Origin of the sequence: Parabacteroides sp. MSK.9.14 (genome assembly GCF_019041495.1) — a bacterium.
Classification (GTDB): domain Bacteria; phylum Bacteroidota; class Bacteroidia; order Bacteroidales; family Tannerellaceae; genus Parabacteroides; species Parabacteroides merdae.
Genome location: NZ_JAHPXO010000008.1, coordinates 54,439 through 70,184, shown reverse-complemented (window position 1 = coordinate 70,184; position 15,746 = coordinate 54,439). Strand labels below are relative to the sequence as shown.

Below are 15,746 nucleotides of genomic sequence, written 5' to 3'. Positions count from 1 at the left end.
TCGTTAAAAACAAGAAATATGCAGAAAACATCTACTGTAACCGTACCATTCATGCTGTTAGGCATCCTGTTCAATATCTGCCTGGTAGCTTCAAACCTGTTAGAAACCAAAGTTATCCAGGTATTCGGCATCACAGCGACTGCCGGACTGATCGTTTTCCCGATCTCATATATCATCAATGACTGTATCGCCGAAGTATGGGGATTCAAGAAGGCACGCCTGATTATCTGGAGCGGGTTCATTTCTAATTTCCTTGTAATCGGATTTGCGCAATTGGCGGTGATGTTGCCTGCCGCCCCATTTTGGGAAGGCGAAGAAGGTTTCAACTTCGTGTTCGGAATGGCACCGCGCATCGCCATAGCAAGCCTGATGGCTTTTCTTGTCGGTTCGTTCCTGAATGCTTACGTGATGAGTAAGATGAAGATTGCTTCAGCCGGAAAGAATTTCTCTTTACGGGCCATCGTCTCCACTTTGGTCGGCGAGAGTGCCGATTCGATGATCTTTTTCCCGATCGCTTTCGCCGGACTGATACCGATAGGCGAACTTTTCATTATGATCGGAACACAGGCGGTTCTGAAATCCCTCTATGAAGTAATCATCCTTCCCGTTACCATCCGTGTTGTAAACTATATCAAGAAGGTGGACGGTAACGATGTGTATGACGTAGGGACATCATACAATATATTAAATGTGAGAGATTTATGATTTATGATTCATAATTCCAAACAAATGCGACCAGTCTTCACGAGGTTGCGGCGTATAGGTATGGAATCCTAGTGATTCCGCCGTACGGCAATTGGGGACGGCATCATCTATGAAAAGTGTTTCTTCAGGACGGATATCGGCATCTTGCAGGACATATTCGAAAATTTCGGCATCGGGTTTCAGCAGATGGAGGCGGTAGGAAAGATAAATATGATTGAAAAAGTCGGAAGCATGGTGGCCTTTATAGGAAAAACAGGTCTTTTCCGACCACTCCCAATGAATCTCGTTCGTATTGCTGAGCAGCATCGTATTGTAACGCTTGCGGAGGTCGAGCAAAAGATCCAGCTTATAATCCGGAACATCATCGAGCATGGCGATCCAGGCGGCATCTATCTGTTCGTCCGTCAAAGGCTGTCTGGTCAGATGACGGATACCGTCGCGAAACTCTGCTACCGTAATGGAACCGAGCTCGATCTTCATGAACAGATCCTTATGCTGGTAGTTATTGACAATCTGCTCGCGTATATTCGCGACCCCCAAACTCTCGAATGCCTCGATGCACCGATTACGGGTGAGATTGATAATCACGCCGCCAAAATCTATAACCAAATTTTTTATGCCTTCCATGACCTTCTTTTAATTGACAATTGATAATCGACAATTTTGATTCTAACTATTTACTACCAGCGGCGGCGACGTCGGTGATGCCGTTGCCGCTGTTTATATTGACGTATCCTGCGATATACCAGCCAGACAAATAACACTCCGAACACGGCAAAGATCAGCAAGACGATCCCTGTATTCAAGTTATCTCCTTTCACGCGGCTCCACATTTCCAAAACCAGTTCCGTCCGATCTCCGAAATCGCGGATCATGGCACAACGTTCTACCACCTTGCGGTCGGGGTATTGTACCGGATTGATCCGGATGCTATCCGCATCGGGACCGAAGAAATAACTCAAGTCGGAAACTTTCTCGATTGTCGAATCGATCTTGGCTTCCATAATTTCGGGAGTCGCAATGGCACTGACGTAACCGATGGCATCCATATTCCGCAAAGCGACGTCCGGACGACAAAGATAATCAATAAAATAACTGGCCGCCTTTACATTACGGGCATATTTAGGGATCGCCCAGCCGTCATACCAGATATTGCTGCCTTCTCGGGGCACTTCATAGTCCAGTTCCACCCCGACAGCCTCCGCTTCGTCCATCGCCCAGACCGCATCGCCGCTCCAGGTAAAATTGAGCCAGGCTTTGCCTTTCGTCATCATTTCCTTGCCGAAATCGGCTTCCCAACCGGCAATGTTGGGTTTCATCTTTTTCAGAAGTTCTTCGGCTATGGCGATCGCTTCGGGAGAATTGTCGTTCATCAGTTGCTCGACCGTCACGGTCCCATCTTCCAGTTCCTTCGCATGGGCGTAGATAATGGCCGTACCATAGGAGTCACGATAGCTGTCTTTCATCAATATCTTGTTTCTGAACTTCGAATCCCAAAGACACTCCCAGCTTTCGACCTCTTTCTCCTCCACGAACTGCTTGTTATACAAAATCCCAGCCGTTCCCCACATATAAGGGACGACATAGTCGGTCGTTTTCCGTCCCGGCTGGCTTAGCTTGTTCAGTTGCCCACGGATATAGGGAGAGACATTATCCAGATAATCCGGTGTCTTTCCGAAATTGCGGTCTATCGGGACAAGAAGGTTTTTCTTCAACATCCGTTCGATTATATATTCGGACGGACAGATCAGGTCGAAATCTTCATGCCCGCGTTCGATCTTGGTAAGCATGATCTCATTGATATCGAACACCTGGTAGATGATCCGGATATCTTCGCCGGTCTGCTCCTTGTACCAAGCGGGAAATTCGGCCAAGACATCCTCGTCGATATAGTCTGCCCAATTGTAGACTTTCAGAATATGACTGCGCTCCTCATCCGTACGATTGCATGAAGACATGAAAGTCAAAAGAAAGAGGCAACTCTCTATTATTGTAATCAGTTTATTCATTTCCTGCTTTTCTCCATTAGCTTTTGGACTTCTCCGCCCGTTTATTAATCACAATCAAAAGGACAAGCACCGTCACGAAAATGATAGTTGACAGCGGACGCAACTCCGGTGTCAGTCCCCCTTTGCGGGCATCCGCATAAATAAAGGTCGATAGGGTTTCCAGTCCCTCGTTGCCGATCGTAAAGATGGTAACGGCAAAATCATCGATCGAAAGCGTAAAAGCCAGTATAAAGCCGCTGATCATGCCCGGACGAATCTCCGGCAGGATCACCTTGCGCAACGCCTGGAAAGGAGTCGCCCCCAAATCGAGCGCCGCCTCATAGACATTCTGGTTCATCTTTTTCAGGCGTGGCATGACACTCAGCACCACATAGGGCGTGCAGAATGTGATATGCGCCAGCACGACCGTCGTGAATCCCTGTGAAACGCCAAAACTCACGAACAGCAGGAAAAGGGATACGCCCGTAATAATATCAGCATTCATCATCGGGATCGCATTGGCAAAATTCATTACCTGGCGGGTCCGTGATCGCAGGTTGAAAATACCGATAGCCGCAATACTACCCAACAGCGTGGAGACGGTCGCCGCGATCATCGCAATGGCGAACGTATTCCACAACGCACTCACCAACGAACGCTGCACGCCTCCTGTAAACAGCGAACTATACAATTTGGTTGAAAATCCCGTCCAGTTTCCCAAGACTTTCGCTTCAGTAAACGAGAAAATCATAATAATCAGAATCGGGGAATATAGCAGCACCAACAGTAGCCACAAATACCCTTTTGCCATCCATTTCGTCATCATATCACACCTCCCCCTTCGTTCGAAGCACTGTCCTCTTCATTCGTAAAGAGGATGGTAACACCAATCAGCAACAGCATAATAAGAGAAAGCGCCGCTCCATAATTCCACATACCGTTATAGATATTTTCTTGCACGGTCGTACCGAACAGTTTGATGTTATTCATCGTCAGTAATTCGGCAATGGCAAACGTGGAAACCGTCGGCATGAAAACCATGACGATCCCGCTCATCACGCCGGGCATCGAAAGAGGCAGAATCGTTTTCATAAAGACCTGAAACGGATTGGCTCCCAAGTCCTGGGCCGCCTCGATCAAGCTGCGGTCCATCTTTTGCAACGTATTATAAATCGGATAGATCATGAACGGGAGAAAGTTATACACCATACCGAAAACCAACGCCCCCTCTCCCAACGGCAGGTTCAGGAAATCGAACAATGCTACCGTAGCCAGCGTACGGATCAGGATATTCACCCACATCGGCAGGATGAATAGCACGACCATCGTCCGGGAAGTGTTAAAACGCTCCTGGCTCAGAATATAAGCAGCCGGATAGCCAAGGATGAGACAGGCAAGTGTGGTGATAATAGCAATCCCGATCGAATAGACGAACGTGTTCATTGCTTCGGGATGTACCATGAACTTACGGAAATTAGCAAAAGTGAACGCTCCGTCGGCATCTGTAAACGCATATAATACGATCAACAACAAGGGCATTACGACAAAGACAGCCAAAAACAGGGCATAAAGAATCGTCCAGTTCTTACGCCGCATAAAAAAAGCTGAAATCTTACTTATCACTTCCTTCCTTTTTAGTTGATTGAACAATCCGTATATTTTCGGGAGCGATCGTGATTCCGACCCGGTCGCCATCGTCCCAAACATCATTCGTATCGACAAAGATATCTTCGTCCCAGTCGGTAAACACCGTCAGATGATAATGGTTGCCTTTGTAGAGGATAAATTTCACTTCGCCGGTCAGACGGCCGTCTTCCTCGTTGTCTTCCAGAATGACGCGGTCAAAATCTACTTCGACCTGCACGGGTGCTTCCGAGTCAATGCCGGATACCTCTCGGCATTCGAACGTACAGCCTACAAATTCCACATGCGTGGCATCCACCATCTTTCCTTCGAACGTATTGCAGATACGTTCCTTTTTCATCACATGGATATCAAATGGTTTGACCAGCAAACCGACTTCCTGCCCGGCATCGAAACAATGGTAGTCCTGTACCATGAACTCATAGCCTTCCGGCGTCTGCACCATCATCTCGTAGTGAACGCCCTTGAAAATGGAGGAGGTAACCGTCCCGGTCAGCATGGCGGCTTCAGACGGCTCGAAAATATAAATGTCTTCCGGGCGGAGCACGACATCTACCGGGGTCTGTTCGCCGAAACCTTCGTCTACGCATTCGAACTCATGCCCGGCAAAGGATACCAACTTATCTTTGATCATCAGTCCGTTCAGAATATTGCTTTCGCCGATAAAGTCGGCGACAAAGGAGTTGATCGGTTCGTTATAAATGTCAATAGGCGTCCCGATCTGCTGGATCTTTCCTTCGCTCATCACGACGATCGTATCGCTCAGGGTGAGTGCTTCTTCCTGATCGTGAGTAACATAGATAAAGGTGATTCCGAGAGACTTATGCATTTCCTTCAACTCCATCTGCATATCCTTGCGCATCTTGAGGTCAAGAGCCGCCAGCGGTTCGTCCAGCAGGAGCACTTCCGGTTCGTTCACGATAGCTCTGGCAATCGCGACACGTTGTTGCTGTCCGCCGGAAAGGGAATCCACATCACGGTACTCATAATCGGTCATTCCTACCATCTTGAGGGCCTGCTTCACCTTTTTCTCGATCACGACAGCCGGAAGTTTTTTCAGCTTCAAGCCGAAAGCGATGTTATTGAAGACATTCAGATGAGGGAAAAGAGCGTATTTCTGAAATACAGTATTAACTGGACGTTTATGAGGGGGTGTTTGCGTAATTTCTTTTCCCGCAATGGTTATTATACCCTCAGAAGCAGTCTGGAATCCGGCAATCAGACGCAACAATGTCGTCTTCCCGCAACCGGACGGCCCCAGAATGGTTACAAACTCGCCCTTACGGACAGACAAATTCACATCATTCAATACGGCCTTGTCTCCAAAGAATTTAGACACATGCTCCACACCAATGATGCAGTCAGATTTTTGCATAGACAGATTCCCCTTTACCAATACTGATTAAACATATTTCCGCTTCTTCATGTAAAAAGCGGCACAAAGGTAACAATTAATTGATAATTGAGAGTTGAAAATTGAAAATTACGGTAGAGTCTTGCTCTTAGGCAACACCAGGTTCAAAAAGACTCCCAGTAAAGCCGAAAGCCCGATACCGGCCATCGTGAAACCACCAAATTCAATGGCGGCACCACCAATCCCGAAAGTCAGGATCAATGAGACGATGATCAGGTTGCGAGTGTCGCCCAGATTGGTCCGATTCTGGATCAAGCTGTTGATGCCGACAGCAGCAATCGTCCCGAACAGCAGCAACATGATGCCCCCCAACACGGCGGCAGGAATCGATTTAAGCAACGCGCTGACCTTCCCAAACACAGAAAAGACGATACCGCTTACGGCAGCAATACGGATAACAGCCGGGTCTGTAATCTTTGTCAGCGAAATAGCTCCTGTCACCTCCGAATAGGTCGTGACGGGAGGACCGCCGATCAATCCGGCGACGATACATGCCAGGCCGTCTCCCAACATCGTGCGGTGAAGTCCCGGATCTTTTACGAAATCCTTGCCCGTCACCTCGTTGATTGCGTACACATCGCCTATATGTTCGATCACCGGAGCAATCGTCACCGGAATCATAAAAATAACCGCTTCCCACGACAATGAAGGCTTTACAAATTGCGGAAATGCAAACCAAGGAGCTTCTATCACAGGCTTGAAGTCGATCAAGCCGAACAGACTCGCAGTCAGATACCCGACGATGATTCCACAGAAGATAGGGATCAATCTCAACATTCCTCGGCCCAACATAGAGGCGAGAATGGCGGAAAGCAGGGCTACCAGTGCCAACGGCCAGTTCTCTTTTGCCATATTCACACCTGAGCCTGCCAGCGAGAGGCCGATCAGAATAATAACCGGCCCGATCACCACCGGCGGAAAAAGCCGCTTGATAAAACCGATTCCTCTCCACCGGACCAACAAGCTCATCAACCCATAGACGGTCCCCACAGCCACCAGGCCGGACATCGTACCGGGCAACCCATACAATTCCGTCGCCTTTATGATAGGCGCCACAAAAGCGAAACTGCTTCCCAGAAAAATAGGAACTTTCCCTTTCGTCACCAAATGAAAGATCAACGTGCCGATACCAGCAGTAAAAAGGGCGGTAGAAGGATCAAGGCCAACCAGCAGAGGAACGAGAACAGTCGCACCAAACGCCACAAAAAGGAACTGAACGCCAACAACCGTTTTCTGAATGGGGTTCAGGGGTTTCATATTATCCATTCGTTCTTTATTTACTTTTTGCAAATATAATATAATCCAGACATCCAGCAATTCAATTCACTCACCTATTTTTTATAATAAGCAGCCGTTTATAATCCACCCCTTACTTTTAACTTAGTGCAACCCGGATAAAAAGTCCCGCCGTAAATTAAAACACGGCGGGACGTCTCTACGTTTTTTTCCAGTTTACAATCAAAAAACGACCTTCCCCTACTTGGGACTCTTCAATTCCAGGAATGCAGTCGGCAGGCCTTCCGATTTAACAGCAACCAGGCTATTCCCCCCGTTCCGTTTGATACGGATCAGGGCACGACCATTATACGCCTGTACTTTACGACTACCGGTCGAAGTTCCTAAATTGCAGATCAGGCTGCCATCTCCGGCAATCTCAAACGTAATCTGCTTTTTGGAGCTGAGACAACGGATACCGTTTTTATCGATCAGTTGTACCTGTACCAAAGCCGTATCTCCCTCTTCGGAAAGCAAGCTCACTTGGCAAGCGGCTTCTTTATCCCATTTAGCAGTCTGGTATTCCTGACGAATGACATCAGAAACCTCCTTCTTCTCCTTTTTCTTTACACCGACAGCCCGTATTTCGTTCATGCCTTCCCGATAAACACAATTCCAGCGCAACCCGGCAGCCGGATAATCCTGACTATTACGCCGTTTCACACCCTGGCTCACACCATTGACAAAAAGCTCCACTTCGTCGCAGTTAGAATATACCAAGATTTCCTTGCGGTCATCTTTTCCACCCCAGCGAACCGGCCAGGTATGACCGTAGATATGGATCATCGGCTTCTCCGTCCAGTAAGACTGGAACACATAGTAGCTTTCTTTCGGAGTAAAATCGCGTTCAACCACCCCCTTCTGATTGACATAAGGGACAGGATTGTCGGGACGGACCGGAGTCGAAAAATCTTTAAAAGGCCAGTAGGCTGTACCGGTCAGCCACGGCATCGTCTCCTGCTCTTTCAGATGCCAGTCGATCAGACGGACCACATAACTTTCCGACCAATCGCCATCGCGCGAAGCACGTGGAACGCCACCATACAAGGAAGCATCGCCGGCACGTTCATCACCGCCCTTTCCTGCCTCGATGTTCTTCAGATTATAAAAAGCATCTTCCGAATGACGACGGGCATGGCTGTCACCTCCCCACTCTACATGCAGGAAGTGTTTTACCTTCTGCATCTCCTGTTCTGAGATCGATTTATAATCGGTAAAGACACCCCGATACCAACCAGCCCAGATAGAAGGTGAATAGACATCAACAATATCATTACAAAATTCACACCGGCGGATCGCCGTCATACGTGTGTCGTCTAAACGGTGCGCCATGTCGTGCAACTCTTTCATGAAAGCACGGATCGCACTCTTGTCGAACGTGTCGAAATCGTTAGGCCAGTCATTCTCATTTCCCAGCCCCCAGATGATGACAGCCGGATGATTATGATGCTGGACGATCATATTGGCCAGCATCCGGCGGGCCTGTTCCTTGTAGACATCGCCTCCAAGGCCGCCTCGGCACCAGGGAATTTCTTCCCATACCAGAATGCCCAATTCGTCGCAAAGGTCCAGAATGATTTCAGATTGTTGGTAATGTCCTAAACGGATAAAGTTCACGCCCATATCTTTCATCATCCACATTTCACGACGCATCATATCTTCCGTCATGGCTTGTGCCACACCAGCGTGATCCTCATGGCGATGCGTACCTCGCAACAGCAAACGTTTGCCGTTCAGGAAGAATGGACCTTTGTCCTTAAACTCCGTATGGCGGAAACCGAAGCGTTCTTCCGTCGTGAAAGTCTGATCCGGTGTCTTTACAGTCAACTCGCAAGTATAGAGTTGTGGCACATCCACGTCCCATAATACCGGATTCTTGATCTTCATCTCTGCTAAAAGCTGGTCACCCAAAGGAAGTATTCCCTCCAGTGTTTTCGAGAAGACTGGTTTACGGTCCGCATCGTAAACGGAAACGGTCACATCCGCCTTCCTTATATCTTCCGGATTATAAAACGAAGTTTTCACCTTCAATATACCCTCTTTCAAGTTAGAAGAGAGGAAAGATTCCAAGCGAATCTGTTCAAAAGAAACTTCAGGCAGGTACACCAAGTTCAAATACCGGTACAGACCACCATAAATATTGAAATCAGCCAGATCGGATGGTATCATTTCCAGATCACGTGAATTATCGCAACGGATCGACAAAGGTACTTTCCCTTTGAAACGTTTCGCATCTTTACTGCCGAGAAATGCTTTTACCGCATCCGTAATATCGACATTCCAACTGTCATAACCGCCAACATGGCTACCGACATGAGTCGTATAGACATAGACATCCGTCTTCTGTCCCGCCCCGTCGAAATCGAGTACGATCCGCCCGTTCCGATAGGGATTGTCTATCGCCAGCAAAGTTTTATACCATCCCGGACCTTCATAATAATTCACGTCCGGATCAACAGCATCTTCGGCATTAAAACAATGAGGCAACGTAACAGGCTGCCAGATAGGAACCGCCTCCGAACTGCCAGGTGCGGCAGGACGTACAGCCTCCCAGATTCCCCCCAAATCACCTTTCAGATATTCCCAATTGTTCGTCAGCCGAATCTTATTCATAGCAGGCACTTTCGCCACAGCCGACAGAACGGACAAACACAATAAGCATGCAACAAACAAGTACTTCATATTCTAATATTCAATTTAAAATTCAATTATTTTTACAAGAGAGCAGTTCCTTCTTTTTCCAATTTGGCTTTTCGCAACAAGGCTTCCAGATAATAATAATCCGCATATACGATCGGCACATCCACTTCCGAACCATGAGTCTTGGAACCGGTACTATGCAAAAGCAGGAAACCACAGTCTTTCCCTACACTTGCCCGATAACGGTTCGTCAGGTTTTCCAATATCCTATCAGCCCTATCCACATATCCGGTTCTATTCGTTTCATCATACATACTCAACTCGTAAAGAGCAGAAGCCGTAACGGTGGCCGCCGATACATCACGCGGCTCGTCCGGTATTCCTGGAGCATTATAATCCCAATAAGGTATCAAATCGTCCGGCAATGTAGGATTGGAAAAAATATAAGAGGCAATTTGTTTGGCACGTTCTAAAAATTCAGGCAATCCAGTTTCTCGATAGCACATCGTATAGCCGTACAATCCCCACGCTTGTCCACGCGACCAAGCCGAAGCATCGGAATACCCCTGGTGGGTGTTTTTATGCAAGACTGCGCCGGTCAACGTATCATAGTCGATAACATGATAGGAACTGTAGTCCTTACGAAAATGATTCTTCATCGTAGTACGGGCATGGTCGACTGCAACCTGGTAGAAAGTGGAATCACCATTCGTACGGAAAGCCCAGAAAAGTAGTTCCAGATTCATCATATTATCGATGATTACGGGATATTGCCATTTATCCCTGTTATGATCCCAGGAACGGATACAACCCACTTTTGGATTGTAACGTCTGATCAGGGTGTAGGCAGACTGCAACAGAATATCCTTATAACCAGAATCCTGAGTTAACCGATAACCGTTACCATAGCTACAATACATTTTAAAGCCCATATCGTGGGTACTCCCATTCCATTTCTCCTGTTCAAGCAGTTCAGTCTGTTTCCTGGCCTTCTCCTTCCAAAAATCATCTTTAGTATATTCATACATATACCAAAGTTCGCCTGGGAAAAAACCGCTTGTCCAATCATGGGATGCCACCATGCGCAGGAAACCGTTCGGATCGATATTGCGAGGATTGGCAAGCAGCTTGTCCGTACTTTTATAAACCGAATCCATTTCCACGAATGCATGTTTCAACTGTATATCGGCAAAATCAAAATTCGAACTGATAATATCCCTCTTGTCCAAAGCACAGGAACTACAGACAAGCAGAAAAACAAAAAAAAGAATTTTCAGTTTCATTTTGTCCATTTTGTGTTATAAGAAGGGGTATGAAATCATCAGTCATTCCATACCCCAAGATTATTTAAACCTACTCAAAAATTTTCTTACAAATTCGGATTGATCAATGAATCATGCTCCGGACAAGGGAAATACAACCGTTCTTCCGTTACATTCTTCACCTTTTCAGGAAAATTTTTCTGGAAATATTCCTTCATTACCGTCAGATAAGTGCCCCAGCGAACCAAATTGAAACGATAGATCCGTTCGTGTGTCGTCTCTAACGTCCATTCTTTTTGGATTGCCTGACGGAAAGTCTCTTTAGACAAACCGGACAAGTTATCCAAACCGGCACGTACACGCAGTTGATTCACGGCATCATAAGCTGCAGCCGTCGGACCATTGGCTTCGTTTTCCGCTTCGGCAAAGATCAGCAAGACATCGGCATAACGGATGATAGGAATGTACATATCCGTACGCTTGTTACGCTGTGAGAAATTTTCACGACCTCCATCACACCATTTCTTTCCATGTGGATACGGACTACCGAAATTCTCAGTCGTATAGGTTTTATTATCAACTGTACTGACAATTTCGGTCAAGAAGGTAGCGGCTTTCCGTTTATCCTTATCATCAAATTTATCGATATAGGATTGTTTCGTATAAAAGAATCCCCATCCTGATTCGGACCCGATACTGGTCGGACGCCACTCGGCTCCACACTGGTTATCTCCTAACCCATCTGCAAAATTCAGGGCAAAGATCGATTCTTTGTTATACCGATTGTTGACCAGCCAAAGATCGGCATAATTTTCTTCCAGCTTAATACCGTAAGTAGCGGCATTATCAATGACTTCCTTCGCTTTGGAAGCCGCCTTCGCCCACATGGTATTGTCTTTAACTTGTTCACCGGCCATCGTGATATAAACCCATGAAAGCAAAGACTTGGCGGCAGCGACAGTCGGACGTTCCGTTCCAGAATCCCATTTTACGGGAAGATTGGCTTCTGCATATTCCAAATCTTCAACAATCTTATTATATATTTCTTTAGCCGGTGTCTTTGTCATGTTATTCGCACTGGTAAAGTCATTCACCGGCGTGTCCAGATAAATAACATCATTAAAGATACGCACCAGATAGAAATAGGACATCGCACGCATATAACGGGCAGCTGCGACATAACGTGTCTTGACCTCATCCGAAACTTTCGAAGCATTCGGAACTTTCTCGATCATGATGTTAGAAGCATTGATACAAGCATAAAATTGCTGCCAGGGCTTATAAAGGCTCTCGTTATCGCTTTGCCAAGTCAAAGAGTTCATTTCATCGCGAGCCACATTATTGGCTGTAGCACTGACAACAGCATCAGTCGTTGCTTCGGCTATAAAGTTAATATGACGTTCGAAGTTGTTGCTACGCCAATAAGACAGCGATCCCATCAGCAGCATATTGCATTCAGCCTCCGTGTTCGGTAAGTTTTCAGGCGAGAGGAAATCTTTCGGCTCTTCCGACAAGAAAGACTCGCAACTACTCATCAATAGCATCAGGGAGCACACCCCTGCAACTGCTTTATATATATATGTTTTCATTTTCGTCTTTATATTAATGGTTCAATTATAATGTAAGATTCAATCCGAAGGTATAAGAGCGGGTTGCCGGATAACTACCACCGTCAAAACCTAAGTTATAGTTACCTGTACGGGAACTGACTTCAGGGTCATAACCGGAATAGCCGGTAATTGTAAATAGGTTCTGTCCGCTCAGATAGAAACGTAAGTTAGAAATGCCCCATTTGGATGTAACTGATTTAGGAAGAGTATAGCCGAACGTCAAATTTTTCAAGCGAATATAAGATCCATCTTCCACAAAACGAGATGAAGATGGACCCACACCCTTGTTAAATGCCTGTTGCGTATTCGAAGTTCCTTCACCTCTCCAGGAATCCTTTACAAACGCAAAAGCATTTCCGGTATTGTTCGAGTTGCTCGGTAATTCGCTGAAAGTCACTTTCAACAAATTATAGACATCATTGCCATAGGTTCCCTGAAACATAAAGCTCAGATCAAAATTCTTATACGAAAAGTCATTACCAATACCAAAGATAAAGTCCGGGTTGGCATTACCGATGATCGTACGGTCTTCAGTCGTAATCTTGTTATCACCATTCAAATCCTTGAACTTCACGCTACCGACATCATCTTTTGTCAGCCCCAAAGCCTTGGCTTCTGCCTCATTCTGATAGATACCGTCAAAGACATATCCGTAGAAGTTCCCCAACGGCTCACCGACCTTCACAATACCAGTTTCATTGAAACCAGCTCCCAAAGCACCTCCGGAACCATTTGTATAAAAGTATTCATCATCGCCAAGGTCAAGCACTTTTTCCCGATTCAAAGCGATATTCAAAGAAGTAGACCACTTGAAGTCACCCACTAAGTTTTGTGTATTCAGAGAGAATTCCCAACCTTTATTGGATTTACTACCGATGTTCTGTGTCTGTGAAGAATAACCTGTATAGTACGGAAGGATCTTGTCATAATGCAGATCGACTGTCTTTTTATAATAATAATCCGCAACCAAAGATATACGTCCGCCCAATACGCTCAAATCAATGCCTATATCCGTCTGTTTAGTTGTTTCCCATTTCAAGTCGGGATTCGGTACACGACCTGGAACAAGAGCCACTGCAGAACTTCCGTTCAGGACATAACTGGTCGTACTGAAACTAGCCAACGACTGATAGGCTGTAATCGCCTGGCTACCTGTTTCACCATAGCTGGCACGCAGTTTCAGGTTCTGTATCCAAGAAATGTCTTTCATGAAATCTTCCTCACTGATACGCCATCCCAAAGCAGCAGAAGGAAAATATCCCCATTTATTATTCTTCGCAAACTTGGAAGAACCGTCAGCACGGAAACTAACAGATGCCAAATATTTACCTTTATAAGCATAGTTCACACGGCCCAACCAGGAAGCAATGGCAGAATGGTTTCCACCGGAAGCGACAGACAACAGACTGCTATTGGCAAGTCCCATATTCCAATAACCAAGCGATTCGATGTCGAACCCTTTACCACTGCTGTTATTGTTGAAATACTCGGAAGCCTCAGCAGTAAAACCGGCAACAACATTCAAAGAGTGATCTTTATTAAATGTCTTGGAATAAGTCAACGTGTTTTCACCAAGCCAGTTTGTGGTTTCCTGATCGTTCATGTAAGCATATCCCTGCCCTTTATAAGAAAGAAGATTCTCTCCGGAAGTAAACTGGCGTTGTTTACGGTCGCTATATGTGTAAGTCCAAGCTGTCTTAAATTTCAAGCCGCTCAAGATTTCCCATTCCAGGAAAGCAGTACCCTGAAAATAATTACGGAATTTATCCACAACCTGATCATTAATCAGAGCTACCGGATTATTCATCTGTGCTCCATCCTTTAGCGGACCGCTAAGGCTGCCGTCTTCCTTGTAGACAGGGACCAATGGCCCAAAACCTAAAGCAGAGAACGTGACACCACCACCATCAGAACCGTTCATCTGATTGACACTGGCGTTGGAAGATGACGAACGGGAAGCATTGATAAGAGCTCCGACCGTCACCTTCTTTCCCAGTTTCTGTTCGATATTGGCACGTATGCCGGCACGATTGAAATCAGAGTTCTTCACAATACCCTGATGCATCAAGTAGTTACCAGACAAACTATAGCGTGTCGTTTCTGTTCCGCCACTTACAGACAACGAATGGCCCGTGATAGGGGCCGTACGGAACACTTCATCCTGCCAGTCGGTATTATTCAAGTTATTAGGATCTATCCACTCCGGTATTTTCAATGCTGTCGTAGGATATTTCTCCTGTGCTTCTTTCAATAAGCCATATAGTTCCTGACCATTCAGCATATCCATTTTCTTTGATACCTGCGAAAGCGAAACATAACCACTATAAGAAACGGTCGGTTTACCAGTCTGCCCACGTTTGGTCGTCACCATGATGACACCATTCGCTCCGCGGGAACCGTAAATAGAGGTAGAAGAAGCATCTTTCAATACTTCGATAGAAGTAATGTCATTCGGGTCTATCAAAGAAAGATCACCACCGAGAACACCGTCAATCACAACCAACGGAGCATTTTCGCCTTTCAAGGAGTTACCGCCACGAATAATAATGTTAGGCGATTCACCTGGTGCAGCCACACTATTCTGTACCATCACACCGGCCATCTGTCCTTGCAAAGCCTGATCGGTACGTGATATGGACAATTTTGTCAGATCATCGCCTTTCACAGAAGAAAGAGCTCCAGTCACGTCACTTTTCTTTTGTACACCATAACCGACCACTACCACTTCGTCTAATGCTTCGGAATCTTCTTTCAGAATAATGTTCAGAGGAGCATTGCCTTTTACTTTTACTTCCTGCGATTCAAATCCAATGTAAGAGATAACCAATGTACAACCGGCAGGAGCTTCAAAAGAAAAGTTTCCGTCTATATCGGTGACGGCACCGATAGTCGTACCTTTTACAAGGACATTAACCCCTAACAGAGGTTCACCATTCGAGTCTTTTACCACCCCTTTCACAACAGATGACTGCAAGACTTCATTCACGATAGCCGAACTTTCTGCATTCGCCCTGCCAGGCAGAGCAGCCGAAGTCAGGCACAATGTCATGCACAGAGCACAACCTTTCATGTACGTGTAATTCATAATATTGTTATTAAGATTGAAACTTTTTGTGTTTTTCTTTAGTTGCAAATGTATGAGATAGAGGTTTCGAACTATTTAAAATTTATCTCTTTTACTTTAAAATTCAGCTCTGGCAAAAATTAA

Annotated in this window: 11 protein-coding genes; 1 reads left to right on the top strand and 10 read right to left on the bottom strand. The window is 46.0% G+C overall.

The window, feature by feature from the left end:
• Window positions 1–18 precede the first annotated feature (18 nt).
• Window positions 19–705 (top strand): queuosine precursor transporter, encoded by a 687-nt coding sequence (locus KTG12_RS06300; RefSeq protein WP_005642680.1) that lies wholly within the window; start codon window positions 19–21, stop codon window positions 703–705.
• Here KTG12_RS06300 and KTG12_RS06295 read toward each other — a convergent pair.
• From KTG12_RS06295 to KTG12_RS06250, 10 genes are all read right to left on the bottom strand, one after another.
• The gene (locus KTG12_RS06295; protein WP_122204186.1) at window positions 700–1,332 is read right to left on the bottom strand and encodes an HAD family phosphatase; all 633 of its coding nucleotides are present in this window, start codon (window positions 1,330–1,332) and stop codon (window positions 700–702) included. The two genes, KTG12_RS06300 and KTG12_RS06295, sit on opposite strands and share 6 nt — an antisense overlap.
• Window positions 1,333–1,385: 53 nt before the next feature.
• A complete protein-coding gene (locus KTG12_RS06290) occupies window positions 1,386–2,714 on the bottom strand; it encodes an ABC transporter substrate-binding protein (protein ID WP_138272887.1) in 1,329 nt (442 codons plus the stop codon).
• Window positions 2,715–2,730: 16 nt separating this feature from the next.
• Window positions 2,731–3,519: an ABC transporter permease gene (locus tag KTG12_RS06285; RefSeq protein ID WP_005639113.1), complete on the bottom strand. Its 789-nt coding sequence runs from the start codon at window positions 3,517–3,519 to the stop codon at window positions 2,731–2,733.
• Complete coding sequence (locus tag KTG12_RS06280) at window positions 3,516–4,289, bottom strand: ABC transporter permease (RefSeq protein WP_155143677.1); 774 nt, start codon at window positions 4,287–4,289, stop codon at window positions 3,516–3,518. The genes KTG12_RS06285 and KTG12_RS06280 overlap by 4 nt, the downstream gene beginning before the upstream one ends.
• Window positions 4,290–4,305: 16 nt before the next feature.
• Entirely contained in the window at window positions 4,306–5,712 is a 1,407-nt protein-coding gene (gene potA / locus KTG12_RS06275) for a polyamine ABC transporter ATP-binding protein (protein WP_138272888.1), read from the bottom strand.
• Between the two features lie 108 nt (window positions 5,713–5,820).
• A complete protein-coding gene (locus KTG12_RS06270) occupies window positions 5,821–7,017 on the bottom strand; it encodes a uracil-xanthine permease family protein (protein WP_022321672.1) in 1,197 nt (398 codons plus the stop codon).
• Between the two features lie 210 nt (window positions 7,018–7,227).
• Entirely contained in the window at window positions 7,228–9,708 is a 2,481-nt protein-coding gene (locus KTG12_RS06265; protein ID WP_138272889.1) for a glycoside hydrolase family 2 TIM barrel-domain containing protein, read from the bottom strand.
• A 32-nt stretch (window positions 9,709–9,740) separates the two neighbouring features.
• The gene (locus KTG12_RS06260; protein WP_122204214.1) at window positions 9,741–10,949 is read right to left on the bottom strand and encodes a glycoside hydrolase family 88 protein; all 1,209 of its coding nucleotides are present in this window, start codon (window positions 10,947–10,949) and stop codon (window positions 9,741–9,743) included.
• An 86-nt stretch (window positions 10,950–11,035) separates the two neighbouring features.
• Window positions 11,036–12,517: a RagB/SusD family nutrient uptake outer membrane protein gene (locus tag KTG12_RS06255; protein ID WP_005639102.1), complete on the bottom strand. Its 1,482-nt coding sequence runs from the start codon at window positions 12,515–12,517 to the stop codon at window positions 11,036–11,038.
• A gap of 25 nt (window positions 12,518–12,542) precedes the next feature.
• Complete coding sequence (locus KTG12_RS06250; protein ID WP_022321669.1) at window positions 12,543–15,623, bottom strand: TonB-dependent receptor; 3,081 nt, start codon at window positions 15,621–15,623, stop codon at window positions 12,543–12,545.
• Between the last annotated feature and the right edge of the window lie 123 nt (window positions 15,624–15,746).

Excerpts from the sequence above, each read along its gene's own strand:
- KTG12_RS06255 (WP_005639102.1), bottom strand. The coding sequence starts at position 12,517 with ATGAAAACATATATATATAAAGCAGTTGCAGGGGTGTGCTCCCTGATG.
- potA (WP_138272888.1), bottom strand. The coding sequence starts at position 5,712 with ATGCAAAAATCTGACTGCATCATTGGTGTGGAGCATGTGTCTAAATTC.
- KTG12_RS06270 (WP_022321672.1), bottom strand. The coding sequence starts at position 7,017 with ATGGATAATATGAAACCCCTGAACCCCATTCAGAAAACGGTTGTTGGC.
- KTG12_RS06295 (WP_122204186.1), bottom strand. The coding sequence starts at position 1,332 with ATGGAAGGCATAAAAAATTTGGTTATAGATTTTGGCGGCGTGATTATC.
- KTG12_RS06265 (WP_138272889.1), bottom strand. The coding sequence starts at position 9,708 with ATGAAGTACTTGTTTGTTGCATGCTTATTGTGTTTGTCCGTTCTGTCG.
- KTG12_RS06250 (WP_022321669.1), bottom strand. The coding sequence starts at position 15,623 with ATGAATTACACGTACATGAAAGGTTGTGCTCTGTGCATGACATTGTGC.
- KTG12_RS06260 (WP_122204214.1), bottom strand. The coding sequence starts at position 10,949 with ATGAAACTGAAAATTCTTTTTTTTGTTTTTCTGCTTGTCTGTAGTTCC.
- KTG12_RS06300 (WP_005642680.1), top strand. The coding sequence starts at position 19 with ATGCAGAAAACATCTACTGTAACCGTACCATTCATGCTGTTAGGCATC.
- KTG12_RS06280 (WP_155143677.1), bottom strand. The coding sequence starts at position 4,289 with ATGCGGCGTAAGAACTGGACGATTCTTTATGCCCTGTTTTTGGCTGTC.
- KTG12_RS06285 (WP_005639113.1), bottom strand. The coding sequence starts at position 3,519 with ATGATGACGAAATGGATGGCAAAAGGGTATTTGTGGCTACTGTTGGTG.
- KTG12_RS06290 (WP_138272887.1), bottom strand. The coding sequence starts at position 2,714 with ATGAATAAACTGATTACAATAATAGAGAGTTGCCTCTTTCTTTTGACT.